Here is a 12,119-nt window from a genome sequence, read left to right as displayed (position 1 = left end):
TGAAGTGTTCCCGCGCAGGCGGGAACATGCAGCCTATTTCCAGTCAAAGGTCAGCGGCGCTTCCCGAAACGCAAAGCGATCGAGATGGTCCGCCACGACTTTCTTGAAAGCCGCCACATCTGCGTCCGGGGTTGGATCAATCGTCACGACCAGCGCGTCGTCCTGCGCGGCCATGCGGATCGGCCCCATCGGGAAGGCGATGATGCCCGATTGCGGGTCGAACTCCGTCTCGAACTTGTGGCTCCAATGCTTGCACAATTGTTGAAGGTAACGGCTGGCATTGGCCGTGGGTATATGGGCGGTCAGCGTCATCGCGTCAGAGCCTTTCGATTTTGGTGGCGGCTTCGTCGATCAGGGACGCGACGTCGAACATGGTCTGGGCATCCGCCCCTTCCTTTTCCAGCCGACCCTGTATCGCCATGCGCAGATTGTGCATCGCCCGGCGGACGGGGGCGCTGTCGGTGCGTTCGGCTTTTTGCGCCAGCGACGCGATTCGCTCCATCACCAGCGTCAGCCCGGCCTTATGCTCGTCCAGATAGGCCGTGCCTTCGTCGGTAATCGCAAACAGCTTGCGGCTGCCCTGTCCCGGCTGCTCGGCGATCAGGCCCATATCGGCCAGCAGCGTCAGCGTGGGATAGACGACGCCGGGGCTGGGCGCATAGACCTCGCCCGACAGGCTTTCAATCTCCCGGATCAGGTCATAGCCATGGCGCGGCATGTCAGCGATCAGCTTGAGCAGGATCAGCTTGAGCGCGTCATTGTCGAACAAGCGCCGCCGACCACCGCCGCGTCCGCCGCCACCCAACGGCCCGCTCCCACGGGGACCGTCGCCCCGCCCGAAACCGCCCCGACCAAAGCCTTCAGGGCCGGCAAAGCGCCGATGGCCGCGCTGGCCATGCTCATGGTGACGACCGCCCCGGCCGTCATATGTGTAATGAAAATGCATCATTCATCTTTCAGTGCGTTTCAAGATGCATTAAGATATATCTTAAAAACATCTGGCGTCAAGCGTTAAGATATATCTTTTGTGGATGACTGTCAGAGAGCAGCGAAGTCGATGGCCATATGCCGGTCGAGCCGACGCGAATGATCCTCCAGCGGATATTTAAGCCCGCTGGCGCAATTGAACAGCACTGCGCGATCCTCGCGTCCGATCAGCCCTTCGTCCAATGCGCGGCTGTAGGCGGCCAGCGTCGCGCCGCCTTCCGGGCAAAGCAGCAGGCCATCGTCCCGCGCCACGTCGCGCACCGCTGCCATGATCGCGGCATCCGACACCGCCAGCGCCGCGCCACCGCTTTCCCGTACGGCCCGCAGGATCAGGAAGTCGCCGACCGCGCGCGGCACGCGAATGCCCATCGCGATGGTGTGGGCATCCTCCCACCGTTCGGCAAATTCCACGCCCGCATCGAAAGCGCGGACCATTGGCGCACAGCCTTCCGCTTGCACCGCGAACATTTTGGGGCGTTTAGACCCGATAAAGCCAATCTGCTCCAGCTCATCAAACGCCTTCCACATGCCGATCAGCCCGGTGCCGCCGCCAGTGGGATAGAAGATTGCGTCGGGCAATTCCCAGCCCAGCTGCTCGGCCAGCTCCAGCCCCATCGTTTTCTTGCCCTCGATCCGGTAGGGCTCCTTCAGCGTCGAAAAATCGAACCAGCCACGCTCCTTCGACCCTTGCCCGACGATCGCGCCGCAATCGTCGATCAGCCCGTTGACGCGATAGACGCGCGCACCCTGCGCCGCGATTTCGCGCACATTGATTTCCGGCGTGTCATCCGGGCAAAAGATGATCGCTTCCATCCCGGCGACAGCGGCATAGGCGGCCAGCGCTGCGCCGGCATTGCCGTTGGTGGGCATCGCGATCTGGGTCACGCCCAGTTCCTTGGCCATCGACACCGCCATCACCAGCCCGCGGGCCTTGAACGATGCAGTCGGCAGGCGGCCCTCATCCTTGGCGATCAGATGCGCGCCACCCAATCGCGCGGCAGTGCGCGGCAGGGCGACCAGGGGCGTGGCATTTTCGCCCAGGCTGACGATGTTGGCGGTGTTGCGCACCGGCAGCAATTCGCGCCAGCGCCACAAATCCATCGGCCGCTGCGCCAGGACATCCTTGGTCAGCGCTGCCCGCACCCCGTCCAGATCATAACGGACCAGCAGCGGCTTTCCCGCCGCGGACAGGCCATGCAGCTTGTCTGCCGGATAGTGTTCGCCCGTCAGCGAACATTCCAGATGGGTGACGAAGGTGGGACGATCGGTGGTGAGGTTCAGGTCGTGGCGCAACGGGGTATCCTTTAGTCTGTGCCCCCCCGGCCACTTTTCATGCCCCTCCCGCGAACGGAAGGGGCGTGCATATCTTAGTCCGGCGCTTTCGCCACGCTGACCATGGCCGGGCGCAACAGCCTGTCCTTGATCATATAGCCCGCCTGCATTTCGACCAGGATCGTGCCGGGCGCGGCATCGGCGGACGGGACTTCCATCATCGCCTGATGCTTGTTGGGGTCGAGCGGCTGGCCGACCGACTCGACCTTGGATATGCCGTTGCGGCCGAACACCGCTTCCAGTTCGCGGCCCGTGGCTTCCAGCCCGACGACCAGCCCCTTGAACTTCTCATCCTCGCGCAGTTCCGCCGGAATGGCGGCAAGGGCGCGGCTCAGATTGTCGGCGACCGACAAAATGTCGCGGGCAAAATTGGTCGCGGCATAGGCGCGGGTGTCGGTCAGTTCCTTTTCCAGCCGACGGCGCACATTCTGCGTATCGGCATGGGCATAGAGAATGTCCTGCTTCGCAGTCGCCAGTTCCGCTTCCAGCGCGGCGATACGCTCTGCATTGGCATCTGCCACGGGTGCATCCTCCGGCAACTGGTCCACGACTTCGGTATTTTCGACGTTCAGATTATCTTCGCTCATCTCATCAATCTCGAAAGCGTTTGTGCGGTGAAATCCACCATGGGGATCACCCGTGCATAGTTCAAGCGCGTGGGGCCGATCACGCCGACCACGCCGACCACCCGGCCGTCCGCGCCACGATAGGGGGCGGCTATGACCGAAGAACCCGACAGGGAAAAGAGCTTGTTTTCCGATCCGATGAAGATTTTGGTCGCGCTGCTCGCCAATGCGCTTTCCAGCAGGCGGGATATTTCCTGCTTGCCTTCCAGCTGCTCCAGCAATTGCCGCACCCTTTCCAGGTCGGCTGCCGTGCCGTCGTCGATCAGATGGGCCTGCCCCCGCACGATCAGCACTGGCCTGTCATCGGCGTCATGCGACCAGATGGCGACGCCGCGTTCCACCAGTTCCCGCGCCGCGCCGTCGAGCGCGCTGCGTTCGCTCTCCATTTCCAGCGCCAGCCTGTCGCCCGCCTGCCGCAGCGTCAGCCCGGCAAAGCGCGCCGACATGAAATTGGCCGCTTCGTTGAGCATGGAGGGGGACACGCCGGGCGGCAGGTCCAGCACGCGATTTTCAACCGATCCATCCTGCCCGACCAGCACCGCCAGCGCCTGCCGGTCGTTCAGCGGCACGAAGCCGAACTGGCGCAAGACAGGCTCGCGCTTGGGCACCATGACGATGCCCGCACAGGCCGACAGGCCCGACAGCGCAGCGGTGGCGGCGGACAGCGCTTCCTCGATCGGCCCGCCCTCGGCCAGCCCCGCCTCGATCGCGCGCCGTTCCTCTGCCGACGGCAACGCCGCCTGCATCATTCCGTCGACGAACAATCGCAGCCCCGTTTCGGTCGGCATCCGCCCCGCCGACGTATGCGGCGCGGCCAGCAGCCCCAGTTCCTCCAGATCCTGCATCACGTTGCGGATCGAGGCGGGTGACAGGCTGAGCGATGCGATCTTGCTGAGCGTGCGCGATGCGACTGGCAGGCCAGTGCCCAGATAGCTTTCCACCACCAGGCGAAAAACGTCGCGGGCGCGCTCGTTCAATTCGGTAATGGGTGTCGTTGGCGTCATCGGTAAAATGTAGGATGGATTGCCTCCAGGCTCAACGCCTGCGTGGCGGCCAGCCCTATTGGGCAATTTTGGCCTTCAGCATCGGTTCGATCCCCAGCAATTTGGGAATGCCGCCAATCGTCGTACGCAGCTTCGCATAGCGCGCGTCCAGGCATCCCGACTGATAGTCGAGCCGCGTCGGCTTGGCCTCGCCGCGCGTCCATTCGATGCGATAGCCGGGCATGTCGGTCGCAAAGCGGGCGCAATTCTCGCCATGGGCGATCCGCCTTTCGGTGCCGACCAGCGGCTTGTACGGGGCCAGCGCCAGGCGCAATTGCCGATATTGCGCCGGGGTCACGGTGAAGCGCGTCGGCCCCGGCACGGCCGTGAACTTGTCCGGCTCCAGCAGGCCCGATCCATCGGGCGTCACCTGCACGCTATAGGCGGGGCAGGCACCAAAGCAGCGCCCGGCGGTAAAGCGGATCGTGTCTCCGGCGGCGCGCGGTGTGTCCAGCTCAGTGTCGGCGGTGGCGCATCCCGCCAGCAGCATCACCGTCGCGGCTATTATCATTCTGGTCATCATGGCCCCTCTTATCGCCTAATTGCGCGCATGGCACTGGCAAGAAACGCTGTCGGACGCTAAGCGCCGTCTCCTGATCGATTTGGAGAAAGAATATGCGTCCTTCCGGCCGCGCGCCCGACCAGATGCGCGACATCATCATGGAGCCTGGCTTCACCATCCATGCCGAAGGAAGCTGCCTCATCAGTTTCGGCGACACCCGCGTGCTGTGCACCGCGTCGGTGGAAGAAAAAGTGCCGCCCTTCCTGCGGGGCAAGGGGTCGGGCTGGGTCACGGCCGAATATGGCATGTTGCCGCGCGCCACCCATACCCGTGGCAGCCGCGAAGCGGCCAAAGGCAAGCAATCGGGCCGCACGCAGGAAATCCAGCGCCTCATCGGTCGCTCGCTGCGCACCGTCGTGGACATGAAGAAGCTGGGCGAACGCCAGATCGTGGTCGATTGCGACGTGATCCAGGCCGATGGCGGCACTCGCACGGCGGCGATCTCCGGTTCCTGGGTCGCGCTGCGCATTGCGGTGGACAAGTTGCTGGCCTCCGGCGCGCTCAAGGAAGACCCGATCATTCAGAAGGTCGCTGCCATCAGCTGCGGCATCTATGAAGGCACGCCGGTCCTCGACCTCGACTATGCCGAGGACAGCAATGCCGAGACGGACGCGAACCTGATCCTGACCGGCGACGGCAAGTTCGCCGAAGTGCAGGCGACCGCCGAAGGCGCGGCCTATGACGAGGAAGAACTTCTGCGCCTGCTGCGCCTCGCCCGGATCGGCTGCGCCAAGATCTTCGCCGCGCAGGACGCCGCGACGGGGCGGTAATCACAATTATCCGTTCGCTTCGAGCGAAGTCGAGAAGCCGATGGCGTGACTTTTGCGTTTATCGAATGCGCTCGAAACGAACGGAAAGAGGTGGAAAAATGACCGACCAATTCGGACAGGAACAGGCAATCCGCAAGCTCGCCCCCGGCAAGCTGGTGATCGCCAGTCACAATGCGGGCAAGGTGCGTGAAATCGCCGCGCTGCTCGGCCCCTATGGTATCGAGCCGATCTCCGCCGCCTCGCTCGACCTGCCCGAACCGGAAGAAACCGGCACGACCTTCATTGCCAATGCGGAACTGAAGGCATTGCAGGCCGCCGACCTGTCCGGACTGCCTGCGCTGGCCGACGATAGCGGCCTGTGCGTCGAGGCGCTGGGTGGCGATCCGGGGCTGTTTTCGGCGCGCTGGGCCGGACCGGACAAGGACTTCGCCCTTGCCATGCAGAAAGTATGGGATGGCGTGCAGGCCAAAGGCCCGGACGCCGGGCATGACGCCCATTTCATCTGCGCCCTGGCCCTTGCCTGGCCCGATGGTCATGTCGAAGCGTTTGAGGGGCGGGTCGACGGTACGCTCGTCTGGCCGCCGCGTGGGGCCAATGGCTTTGGCTATGACGCCATGTTCCAGCCGCTCGGCTTCGACATCAGCTTCGGCGAAATGGACCCGGACGCCAAGCACGCCATGAGCCATCGCGCCGACGCATTCAGACAGCTGGTGGCGGCAGTGTTCTGACCCGGTTCCTCCCCGCGCCGGGGAGGATCACTGCCCACCGCTGGCCAGTTCCACCGGGGCTGCTTCCTCGTCCAGCGGGCCTTTCCCGAACGCATTGCCGGCGGGGAAGTAGCGGCACACCAGATATTCGTAATTCGCCCCTTCGCCCAGCGCGCAGCCCACCTTGCGCGTGCCGCGCCAGATCATCTGCGTATAATGGCCGACATCCTGCCAGCGCCCGCTGGTGCTCAGGTCCGGCAATTTGCCTTCGGTCCGGAACAGTTTTTTCTCATCCAGAAAAGCGCCGACCATGACGCCATAGCCATAAAGGCGGCGTGGTCCCATCCACAGATTTTCGCCGCTCGGTATCGCCCGGCTGCCACGCGGGCTGTGACGAAACGCCCCGCTCTGCGCCATGTCGGCGGCATAGCGCGCCGCGTCCACGGCCAGCGCCTCGTCCCATTCCAGCGGCGGAACGCCAACCAGCGCCCGTTCGCCATTATGCGCGTCGATCATCACGGCCCGCAGCAGCGGCTCGCCTCTTGGCGCTTCCTCCATCCCATAATAGGCCGCCGGCATGACTACGCCGGTCGGCACATTGACCGGCGCTGCGGTCACCGCCTTGCTCCCCGGCGCGCTGTCGGACGCTGCCTGTGCACCCGTCGCAATCAGCAACGCCGCCCATAGCCCGGCACGCAAAAACAGATTAGGGCTGCCCCCAGCCATGGCCCTCATTCCCCCCGACTCTGCATCCCCATCGGCGCCGGCCCCCGCCGACGCTCTGGCCTTATATATTCATTGGCCCTTTTGCGTATCGAAATGTCCCTATTGCGATTTTAACAGTCATGTCCGCGAAGGCATAGATGTGGATGCCTGGCGCGCCGCTCTGCTCGCTGACATGGGGCACGAAGCTGCGTTGACCGGCGGGCGACCGCTTTCCTCGATCTTCTTTGGCGGCGGCACGCCCTCGCTGATGCCGCCAGCGCTGGTGGCGGACCTCATTGCCGCGGCGCAGCGGCATTGGGGCTTTACCCCGCAAGTCGAGATCACGCTGGAGGCCAATCCCAACTCGGTCGAGGCGGCGCGCTTTGCCGATCTCGCCGCCGCCGGGGTCAACCGCGTCTCGCTGGGCCTGCAGGCGCTCGATAACGATGCGCTCCATTTTCTGGGCCGCGCCCATGATGTTGCCGAAGGGCTGGCCGCACTCGACACCGCCCAGTCGGTGTTCGACCGGGTGAGCTTCGACCTGATCTACGCCCGGCCCGACCAGAGCGAAGCGCAATGGCAGGCGGAACTGGCGCGCGCCCTGTCGTTCGGCACCGGCCATCTCTCGCTCTATCAACTGACGATCGAACCCGGCACTCGCTTTGCCACCTTGGTTGCTCAGGGCAGGATGACGCCCGCCGACCCGGATCATGGCGCGACTCTCTATGAACTGACCGCCGCGATGACCGGCGCGGCGGGGATTCCGGCCTATGAAATCAGCAATCATGCCCGCGCCGGGCAGGAGAGCCGCCACAACCTTACCTATTGGCGCTACGGCGATTATGTCGGCATTGGTCCCGGCGCGCATGGGCGGCGCGGCGCCATGGCGACGCAGCGTCACAAGAAGCCGGAAAACTGGATCGGCGCCGTCAGCCGCAATGGTCACGGGCTTCAGGTGGAACAACCGCTGGCGGGCGAGGAGCGGGCGCGGGAAGCGCTGCTGATGGGGCTGCGGCTGGGCGAGGGGGTTGATCTCGCCCGGATCGCGGCGCTGTCGGGCGTTGGCCTTGGCCATCTGGTCGATGAACGCGCCATCGACCAGTTGACCGACCTTGGCCTCATCCGCCTGACCGGCACCCGCCTGCAAGTCGCGCCGGCCGGCATGCTGCTGCTCGACGCGATCTTGCCGGAAGTGGTGGCGATCTAATAATCGCGGCCCTTCAGTTCGTCCCCCCGTACTGCCGCGACGTGCAGCACATTGGTCGATCCCGGCGTGCCGAACGGGACGCCGGCCAGTACGACGATCTTCCCGCCCTTTTCGGCCATGTCATGACGCAGCGCCATGCGCCGGGCCTTGCCGATCATCTCCTCGAAATTGCCGATATCCTTGGTGCGGATGGCATGGACGCCCCAGGTCAGGCCCAGCTTGCGCGCCGTGTCGGTGCGCGGCGTCAGCGCCAGGATCGGCGCGGAGGGGCGTTCGCGCGCCACGCGCCGCACCGTGCTGCCCGACGATGTGAAGCAGGTGATCGCGCTCGCGCCCACGACATTCACGATATTGCCGGTGGCCTCGGCCAGCGCGTCGGCGGTGGTCGGATCGGGCAGCGTCTCGGTAAAATGCAGTCGCGCCAGATAGCCCGGATCGCGCTCCACGCTGTGGGCGATCGAATCCATCATCGCGACCGCCTCGACCGGCCAGTCGCCCGCTGCGGTTTCGGCGGACAGCATGACGGCGTCCGCACCATCATAGACCGCCGTCGCCACGTCCGACACTTCCGCGCGCGTGGGGGAGGGGGACTTGATCATCGATTCCAGCATCTGGGTCGCGACCACCACCGGGCGACCCATGCGGCGCGCCGTGGCGACGATCTGCTTTTGCAGCGGCGGCACATCATAAGGCGGCAGTTCGACGCCCAGATCGCCGCGTGCGACCATCACGCCATCGGCCATCTCGATAATCTCCTCCAGCCGCTGCACGGCTGACGGCTTTTCGATCTTGGCCATCAACGATCCATATCCGCCCATCAGCTTGCGCGCTTCGGCCAGATCCTCCGGCCGCTGCACGAAGCTCAAGGCGATCCAGTCGCACCCCTGTTGCATCGCGAAGCTAAGGTCGCGGCGGTCCTTGTCGGTCAGCGCAGGCACCGGCACCACGACATCGGGGACGTTCACGCCCTTGCGGTTGGACAGCGTCCCGCCGACCTCGACGATCGTATCGATACGATCCTCGCTGATTGCCTTGACGCGCAGCACCATCTTGCCATCGTCCAGCAACAGCCGGGTTTCCGGCACCAGGGCGGCATAGATTTCGGGGTGGGGCAGGTTCACGCGGCGCGAATCGCCCGGCGTTTCGTCGCGGTCCAGAATGAAGGGCGCGCCGGTTTCCAGCAGCGCCAGCCCCTTCTCGAACGTGCCGACGCGCAGCTTTGGCCCCTGAAGGTCGCCCAGGATCGTGGTCGGCCGCTGAAATTCCTTTTCCAGCGCGCGGATCGTGGCGATGCGCGCGGCATGATCCTCATGCGCGCCGTGGCTCATATTGATGCGAAAGGCGTCGGCCCCGGCAATGAACAGCGCCCGGATCATTTCGGGCGTATCGCTCGCAGGCCCAAGTGTCGCAAGAATACGGACCTTGCGTGAGCGGGGCGGTAGTCGTGACATATATTCTCCTGACCGTCGTGATCGCCGCTGGCCCGACCGTTGGGCTTCCCCCCCTTGGTCTTGCCAGCGCGTCGTTATGGGTTATCCGTGCTGCACGACAGGATGATGTATCAGCGAAAGGGTCCGCCGATGAGCGACACCATACTCACAGACGCCGCCGCCGCAACCGCCTTCCGCCGTCTGGTGACGCATTTGCAGCACCGCACCGATGTCGAAAATATCGACCTTATGGGTTTGGCGGGTTTCTGCCGCAATTGCCTGGCCGACTGGGTGGCGGAGGCGGATGGTGGCCTGACGAAACATCAGGCGCGCGAACTCATCCACGGCATGCCCTTTGCCGAATGGAAATCCCGCTATCAGGGCGAAGCGACGCCGCAGCAGATCGCGCGAATGAAAGAGAGTGTGGCGAAGAACGCCGACAGCCACTAGGACGCCCTCCAACCGATTCACATCTACCGGAGAAACTCCCCCATGACCGAACCCAATGTCGCCGCCGACCAGCTCCGCCTGCTGATCGAACGGATCGAGCGGCTGGAAGAAGAGAAGAAGGGCATCGGCGACGACATCAAGGACGTCTATCTGGAAGCCAAGGCGACCGGCTATGACCCCAAGATCATGCGCCAGATCGTCCGCCTGCGGAAAATGCAGCCCCACGACCGGCAGGAAATGGAAGCGATCCTCCAGACCTATCTGTCCGCGCTGGGCATGGAATAGGACTCCACCGCCGTTCGCGCCTGGCGTAGCAAGGGGCCTTCACTGCGTTCAGGGCAGATGGTCTAAGCGCTCGGCCCGAACGGGATCAGAGGGAGAGTGAAATGTCCGAAGTCATCGTCAGCACCACCAGCCGTCTGGAAGGGCGCCCCGCCAAGGAATATCTGGGCATCGTCACGGGCGAAGTGATCGTGGGCGCCAATCTGTTCCGCGATCTGTTCGCCAGTGTGCGGGACATCGTCGGTGGCCGGTCGGGCGCTTATGAAGATGTGCTTCAGCGGGCGCGCGAACAGGCGATCGGCGAAATGCGGATGCGCGCGGCAACGTTGGGCGGCAACGCAGTCGTCGGCGTCGACCTGGACTATGAAGTGATAGGCTCCAACGGATCGATGCTGATGGTGTCGGCCTCTGGTACCGCCATCCTTGTGTAACATTGCGCGAGCGCCCCTCGCTCGCTAGAGAGCGCGCTCGTGTTTCATCAGATAATGTCAGGAGAAGGCCGTGGCCGGCCATTCCAAATTCAAGAATATCATGCATCGCAAGGGCGCGCAGGACAAGAAGCGCTCCTCGATGTTCTCCAAGCTGAGCCGCGAAATCACTGTCGCGGCCAAGATGGGGATGCCCGACCCGGACATGAATCCCCGCCTGCGGCTGGCGATCAACGCAGCCAAGGCGCAGTCCATGCCCAAGGACAATATCCAGCGCGCCGTCGACAAGGCGAATGCCGCAGGTGGCGAGAATTATGAAGAAGTGCGCTATGAGGGCTATGGCCCCGCAGGCATCGCCATCATCGTCGAAGCGCTGACCGACAATCGCAACCGCACCGCGACCAATGTTCGTACCGCCTTTTCCAAGAATGGCGGCAATCTGGGTGCATCGGGCGCGGTGAGCCATGGCTTCGACCGCGTCGGCCTGATCACCTATCCCGCCAGCGCGGGCGATGCCGACGCGATCTTCGAGGCCGCGCTCGAAGCGGGGGCGGAGGACGTGTCGTCCAACGAGGACGAGCATGAAATCTGGACCGCGATGGACGCGCTCCACGAAGTCGCCAAGGCACTGGAAGCGAGCCTTGGTCCGGCGGATGGCGCGAAGCTCGCCTGGAAACCCACGACCACCGTCGAAGTCGATGAGGCCAACGCTGCCACGCTGATGAAGCTGGTCGACACGCTGGAAGATGATGACGACGTCCAGACGGTGTGGGGCAATTATGAAGTGCCCGACGCGGTCATGGAGAAGCTGGGTTGATGTGTTTTCCCTCTCCCCTTGGGGAGAGGGTTGCGCAGCCTTGGCGGCTTTGCCGCCTGGGCGAAGCTGGGAGAGGGGGCGCTGCCATCCGCGACTATCGCTCCCCTCTCCAAGCGCGGCTAGCCGACATGTCGGCAAGCCTTGCTATCCTCTCCCCTGAAGGGGCGAGGAAATCCCAATGATCCTCCTTGGTCTCGACCCCGGCCTTGGCACCACCGGCTGGGGTCTGATCGCCGCTGACGGCAACCGCCTCACGCATCTGGGCAATGGCCAGATCAAGACGGATAGCGCGATGCCACTGGCAACGCGGCTGCTGGCGCTCGATCTTGCCCTGACCGACCTCATCCTCGAACATCGGCCCGATGGCGCGGCGGTCGAGGAGGTGTTCGTCAACGTCAATCCGCAATCGACCCTGAAACTGGGACAGGCGCGCGGCGTGATCCTGCTCAACGCCGCGCGCTCCGGCATGGAGGTCGGCGAATATGCCGCGCGGCTGATCAAGAAATCCGTGGTCGGCGTCGGCAATGCGTCGAAGGATCAGGTCCATGCCATGGTGTCACGCCTGTTGCCCGGCGTGAAGATCGTCGGGCCTGACGCCGCGGACGCGCTCGCCGTCGCCATCACCCACGCCCATCATCTCGCCAGCGCGCGGCGCATTCCGACGCGGTAGTGCCATGTGTTCCCGCGCAGGCGGGAACCCAGTTCAACGGCGGGGCTGGGTTCCCGCCTGCGCGGGAATACCCAATCCTAAATATCCGATCATCTTTTCGAGA

16 protein-coding genes are annotated in these 12,119 nt (G+C 64.2%); 8 read left to right on the top strand and 8 right to left on the bottom strand.

Going from position 1 to position 12,119, the window contains the following annotated elements; all coding sequences use genetic code 11:
* Nucleotides 1-33: 33 nt before the first annotated feature.
* The 6 genes from CJD35_RS02075 to CJD35_RS02050 all read right to left on the bottom strand — a co-directional run bounded on the left by CJD35_RS02075 (nucleotide 34) and on the right by CJD35_RS02050 (nucleotide 4,511).
* The gene (locus CJD35_RS02075) at nucleotides 34-312 is read right to left on the bottom strand and encodes a DUF2218 domain-containing protein (protein WP_017181397.1); all 279 of its coding nucleotides are present in this window, start codon (nucleotides 310-312) and stop codon (nucleotides 34-36) included.
* 4 nt (nucleotides 313-316) lie between these two features.
* On the bottom strand, nucleotides 317-949 hold the full coding sequence (locus CJD35_RS02070; protein ID WP_017181396.1) for a PadR family transcriptional regulator: 633 nt from the start codon (nucleotides 947-949) through the stop codon (nucleotides 317-319).
* A gap of 89 nt (nucleotides 950-1,038) precedes the next feature.
* Nucleotides 1,039-2,280 carry a threonine synthase gene (locus CJD35_RS02065; protein ID WP_017181395.1) on the bottom strand — a complete coding sequence of 414 codons (1,242 nt, stop codon included), beginning with the start codon at nucleotides 2,278-2,280 and terminating at the stop codon, nucleotides 1,039-1,041.
* Nucleotides 2,281-2,354: 74 nt separating this feature from the next.
* Nucleotides 2,355-2,906, bottom strand: a complete 552-nt coding sequence (gene grpE / locus CJD35_RS02060; protein WP_017181394.1) for a nucleotide exchange factor GrpE — start codon at nucleotides 2,904-2,906, stop codon at nucleotides 2,355-2,357.
* Nucleotides 2,903-3,949 carry a heat-inducible transcriptional repressor HrcA gene (gene hrcA, locus CJD35_RS02055; RefSeq protein WP_026002093.1) on the bottom strand — a complete coding sequence of 349 codons (1,047 nt, stop codon included), beginning with the start codon at nucleotides 3,947-3,949 and terminating at the stop codon, nucleotides 2,903-2,905. The genes grpE and hrcA overlap by 4 nt, the downstream gene beginning before the upstream one ends.
* A gap of 55 nt (nucleotides 3,950-4,004) precedes the next feature.
* Nucleotides 4,005-4,511, bottom strand: coding sequence for a DUF6438 domain-containing protein (locus tag CJD35_RS02050; RefSeq protein WP_017181392.1), 507 nt, complete (start codon nucleotides 4,509-4,511; stop codon nucleotides 4,005-4,007).
* 92 nt (nucleotides 4,512-4,603) lie between these two features.
* Between CJD35_RS02050 and rph the strand changes: the two genes are divergently transcribed.
* Together rph and rdgB are read left to right on the top strand one after the other, a co-directional pair.
* Complete coding sequence (gene rph, locus CJD35_RS02045; protein WP_017181391.1) at nucleotides 4,604-5,320, top strand: ribonuclease PH; 717 nt, start codon at nucleotides 4,604-4,606, stop codon at nucleotides 5,318-5,320.
* Between the two features lie 98 nt (nucleotides 5,321-5,418).
* Nucleotides 5,419-6,048 (top strand): RdgB/HAM1 family non-canonical purine NTP pyrophosphatase, encoded by a 630-nt coding sequence (gene rdgB / locus CJD35_RS02040; protein WP_017181390.1) that lies wholly within the window; start codon nucleotides 5,419-5,421, stop codon nucleotides 6,046-6,048.
* Between the two features lie 27 nt (nucleotides 6,049-6,075).
* On the opposite strand, the gene CJD35_RS02035 is transcribed toward rdgB, so the two are convergent.
* Nucleotides 6,076-6,753: a CAP domain-containing protein gene (locus tag CJD35_RS02035; protein WP_017181389.1), complete on the bottom strand. Its 678-nt coding sequence runs from the start codon at nucleotides 6,751-6,753 to the stop codon at nucleotides 6,076-6,078.
* Between CJD35_RS02035 and hemW the strand changes: the two genes are divergently transcribed.
* Nucleotides 6,752-7,939 carry a radical SAM family heme chaperone HemW gene (gene hemW, locus CJD35_RS02030; RefSeq protein WP_051034279.1) on the top strand — a complete coding sequence of 396 codons (1,188 nt, stop codon included), beginning with the start codon at nucleotides 6,752-6,754 and terminating at the stop codon, nucleotides 7,937-7,939. The two genes, CJD35_RS02035 and hemW, sit on opposite strands and share 2 nt — an antisense overlap.
* On the opposite strand, the gene pyk is transcribed toward hemW, so the two are convergent.
* Nucleotides 7,936-9,390: a pyruvate kinase gene (pyk, locus tag CJD35_RS02025; protein WP_026002091.1), complete on the bottom strand. Its 1,455-nt coding sequence runs from the start codon at nucleotides 9,388-9,390 to the stop codon at nucleotides 7,936-7,938. The two genes, hemW and pyk, sit on opposite strands and share 4 nt — an antisense overlap.
* A gap of 129 nt (nucleotides 9,391-9,519) precedes the next feature.
* On the opposite strand from pyk, the gene CJD35_RS02020 reads away from it, so the two are divergent.
* The 5 genes from CJD35_RS02020 to ruvC all read left to right on the top strand — a co-directional run bounded on the left by CJD35_RS02020 (nucleotide 9,520) and on the right by ruvC (nucleotide 12,016).
* Nucleotides 9,520-9,819, top strand: coding sequence for a DUF1244 domain-containing protein (locus tag CJD35_RS02020; protein ID WP_017181386.1), 300 nt, complete (start codon nucleotides 9,520-9,522; stop codon nucleotides 9,817-9,819).
* 42 nt (nucleotides 9,820-9,861) lie between these two features.
* Entirely contained in the window at nucleotides 9,862-10,104 is a 243-nt protein-coding gene (locus tag CJD35_RS02015) for a DUF2312 domain-containing protein (protein WP_006956223.1), read from the top strand.
* A 101-nt stretch (nucleotides 10,105-10,205) separates the two neighbouring features.
* Complete coding sequence (locus tag CJD35_RS02010) at nucleotides 10,206-10,532, top strand: heavy metal-binding domain-containing protein (protein ID WP_017181385.1); 327 nt, start codon at nucleotides 10,206-10,208, stop codon at nucleotides 10,530-10,532.
* Nucleotides 10,533-10,602: 70 nt separating this feature from the next.
* Nucleotides 10,603-11,346 (top strand): YebC/PmpR family DNA-binding transcriptional regulator, encoded by a 744-nt coding sequence (locus tag CJD35_RS02005; protein WP_017181384.1) that lies wholly within the window; start codon nucleotides 10,603-10,605, stop codon nucleotides 11,344-11,346.
* Between the two features lie 178 nt (nucleotides 11,347-11,524).
* Entirely contained in the window at nucleotides 11,525-12,016 is a 492-nt protein-coding gene (ruvC, locus tag CJD35_RS02000) for a crossover junction endodeoxyribonuclease RuvC (protein ID WP_017181383.1), read from the top strand.
* The last annotated feature ends 103 nt before the right edge of the window (nucleotides 12,017-12,119 follow it).

This window comes from Sphingobium xenophagum, from assembly GCF_002288285.1.
Taxonomy (GTDB): domain Bacteria; phylum Pseudomonadota; class Alphaproteobacteria; order Sphingomonadales; family Sphingomonadaceae; genus Sphingobium; species Sphingobium xenophagum.
The sequence above is the reverse complement of the archived record's forward strand: the minus strand, read 5'-3'. Positions and strand labels throughout refer to the sequence as shown.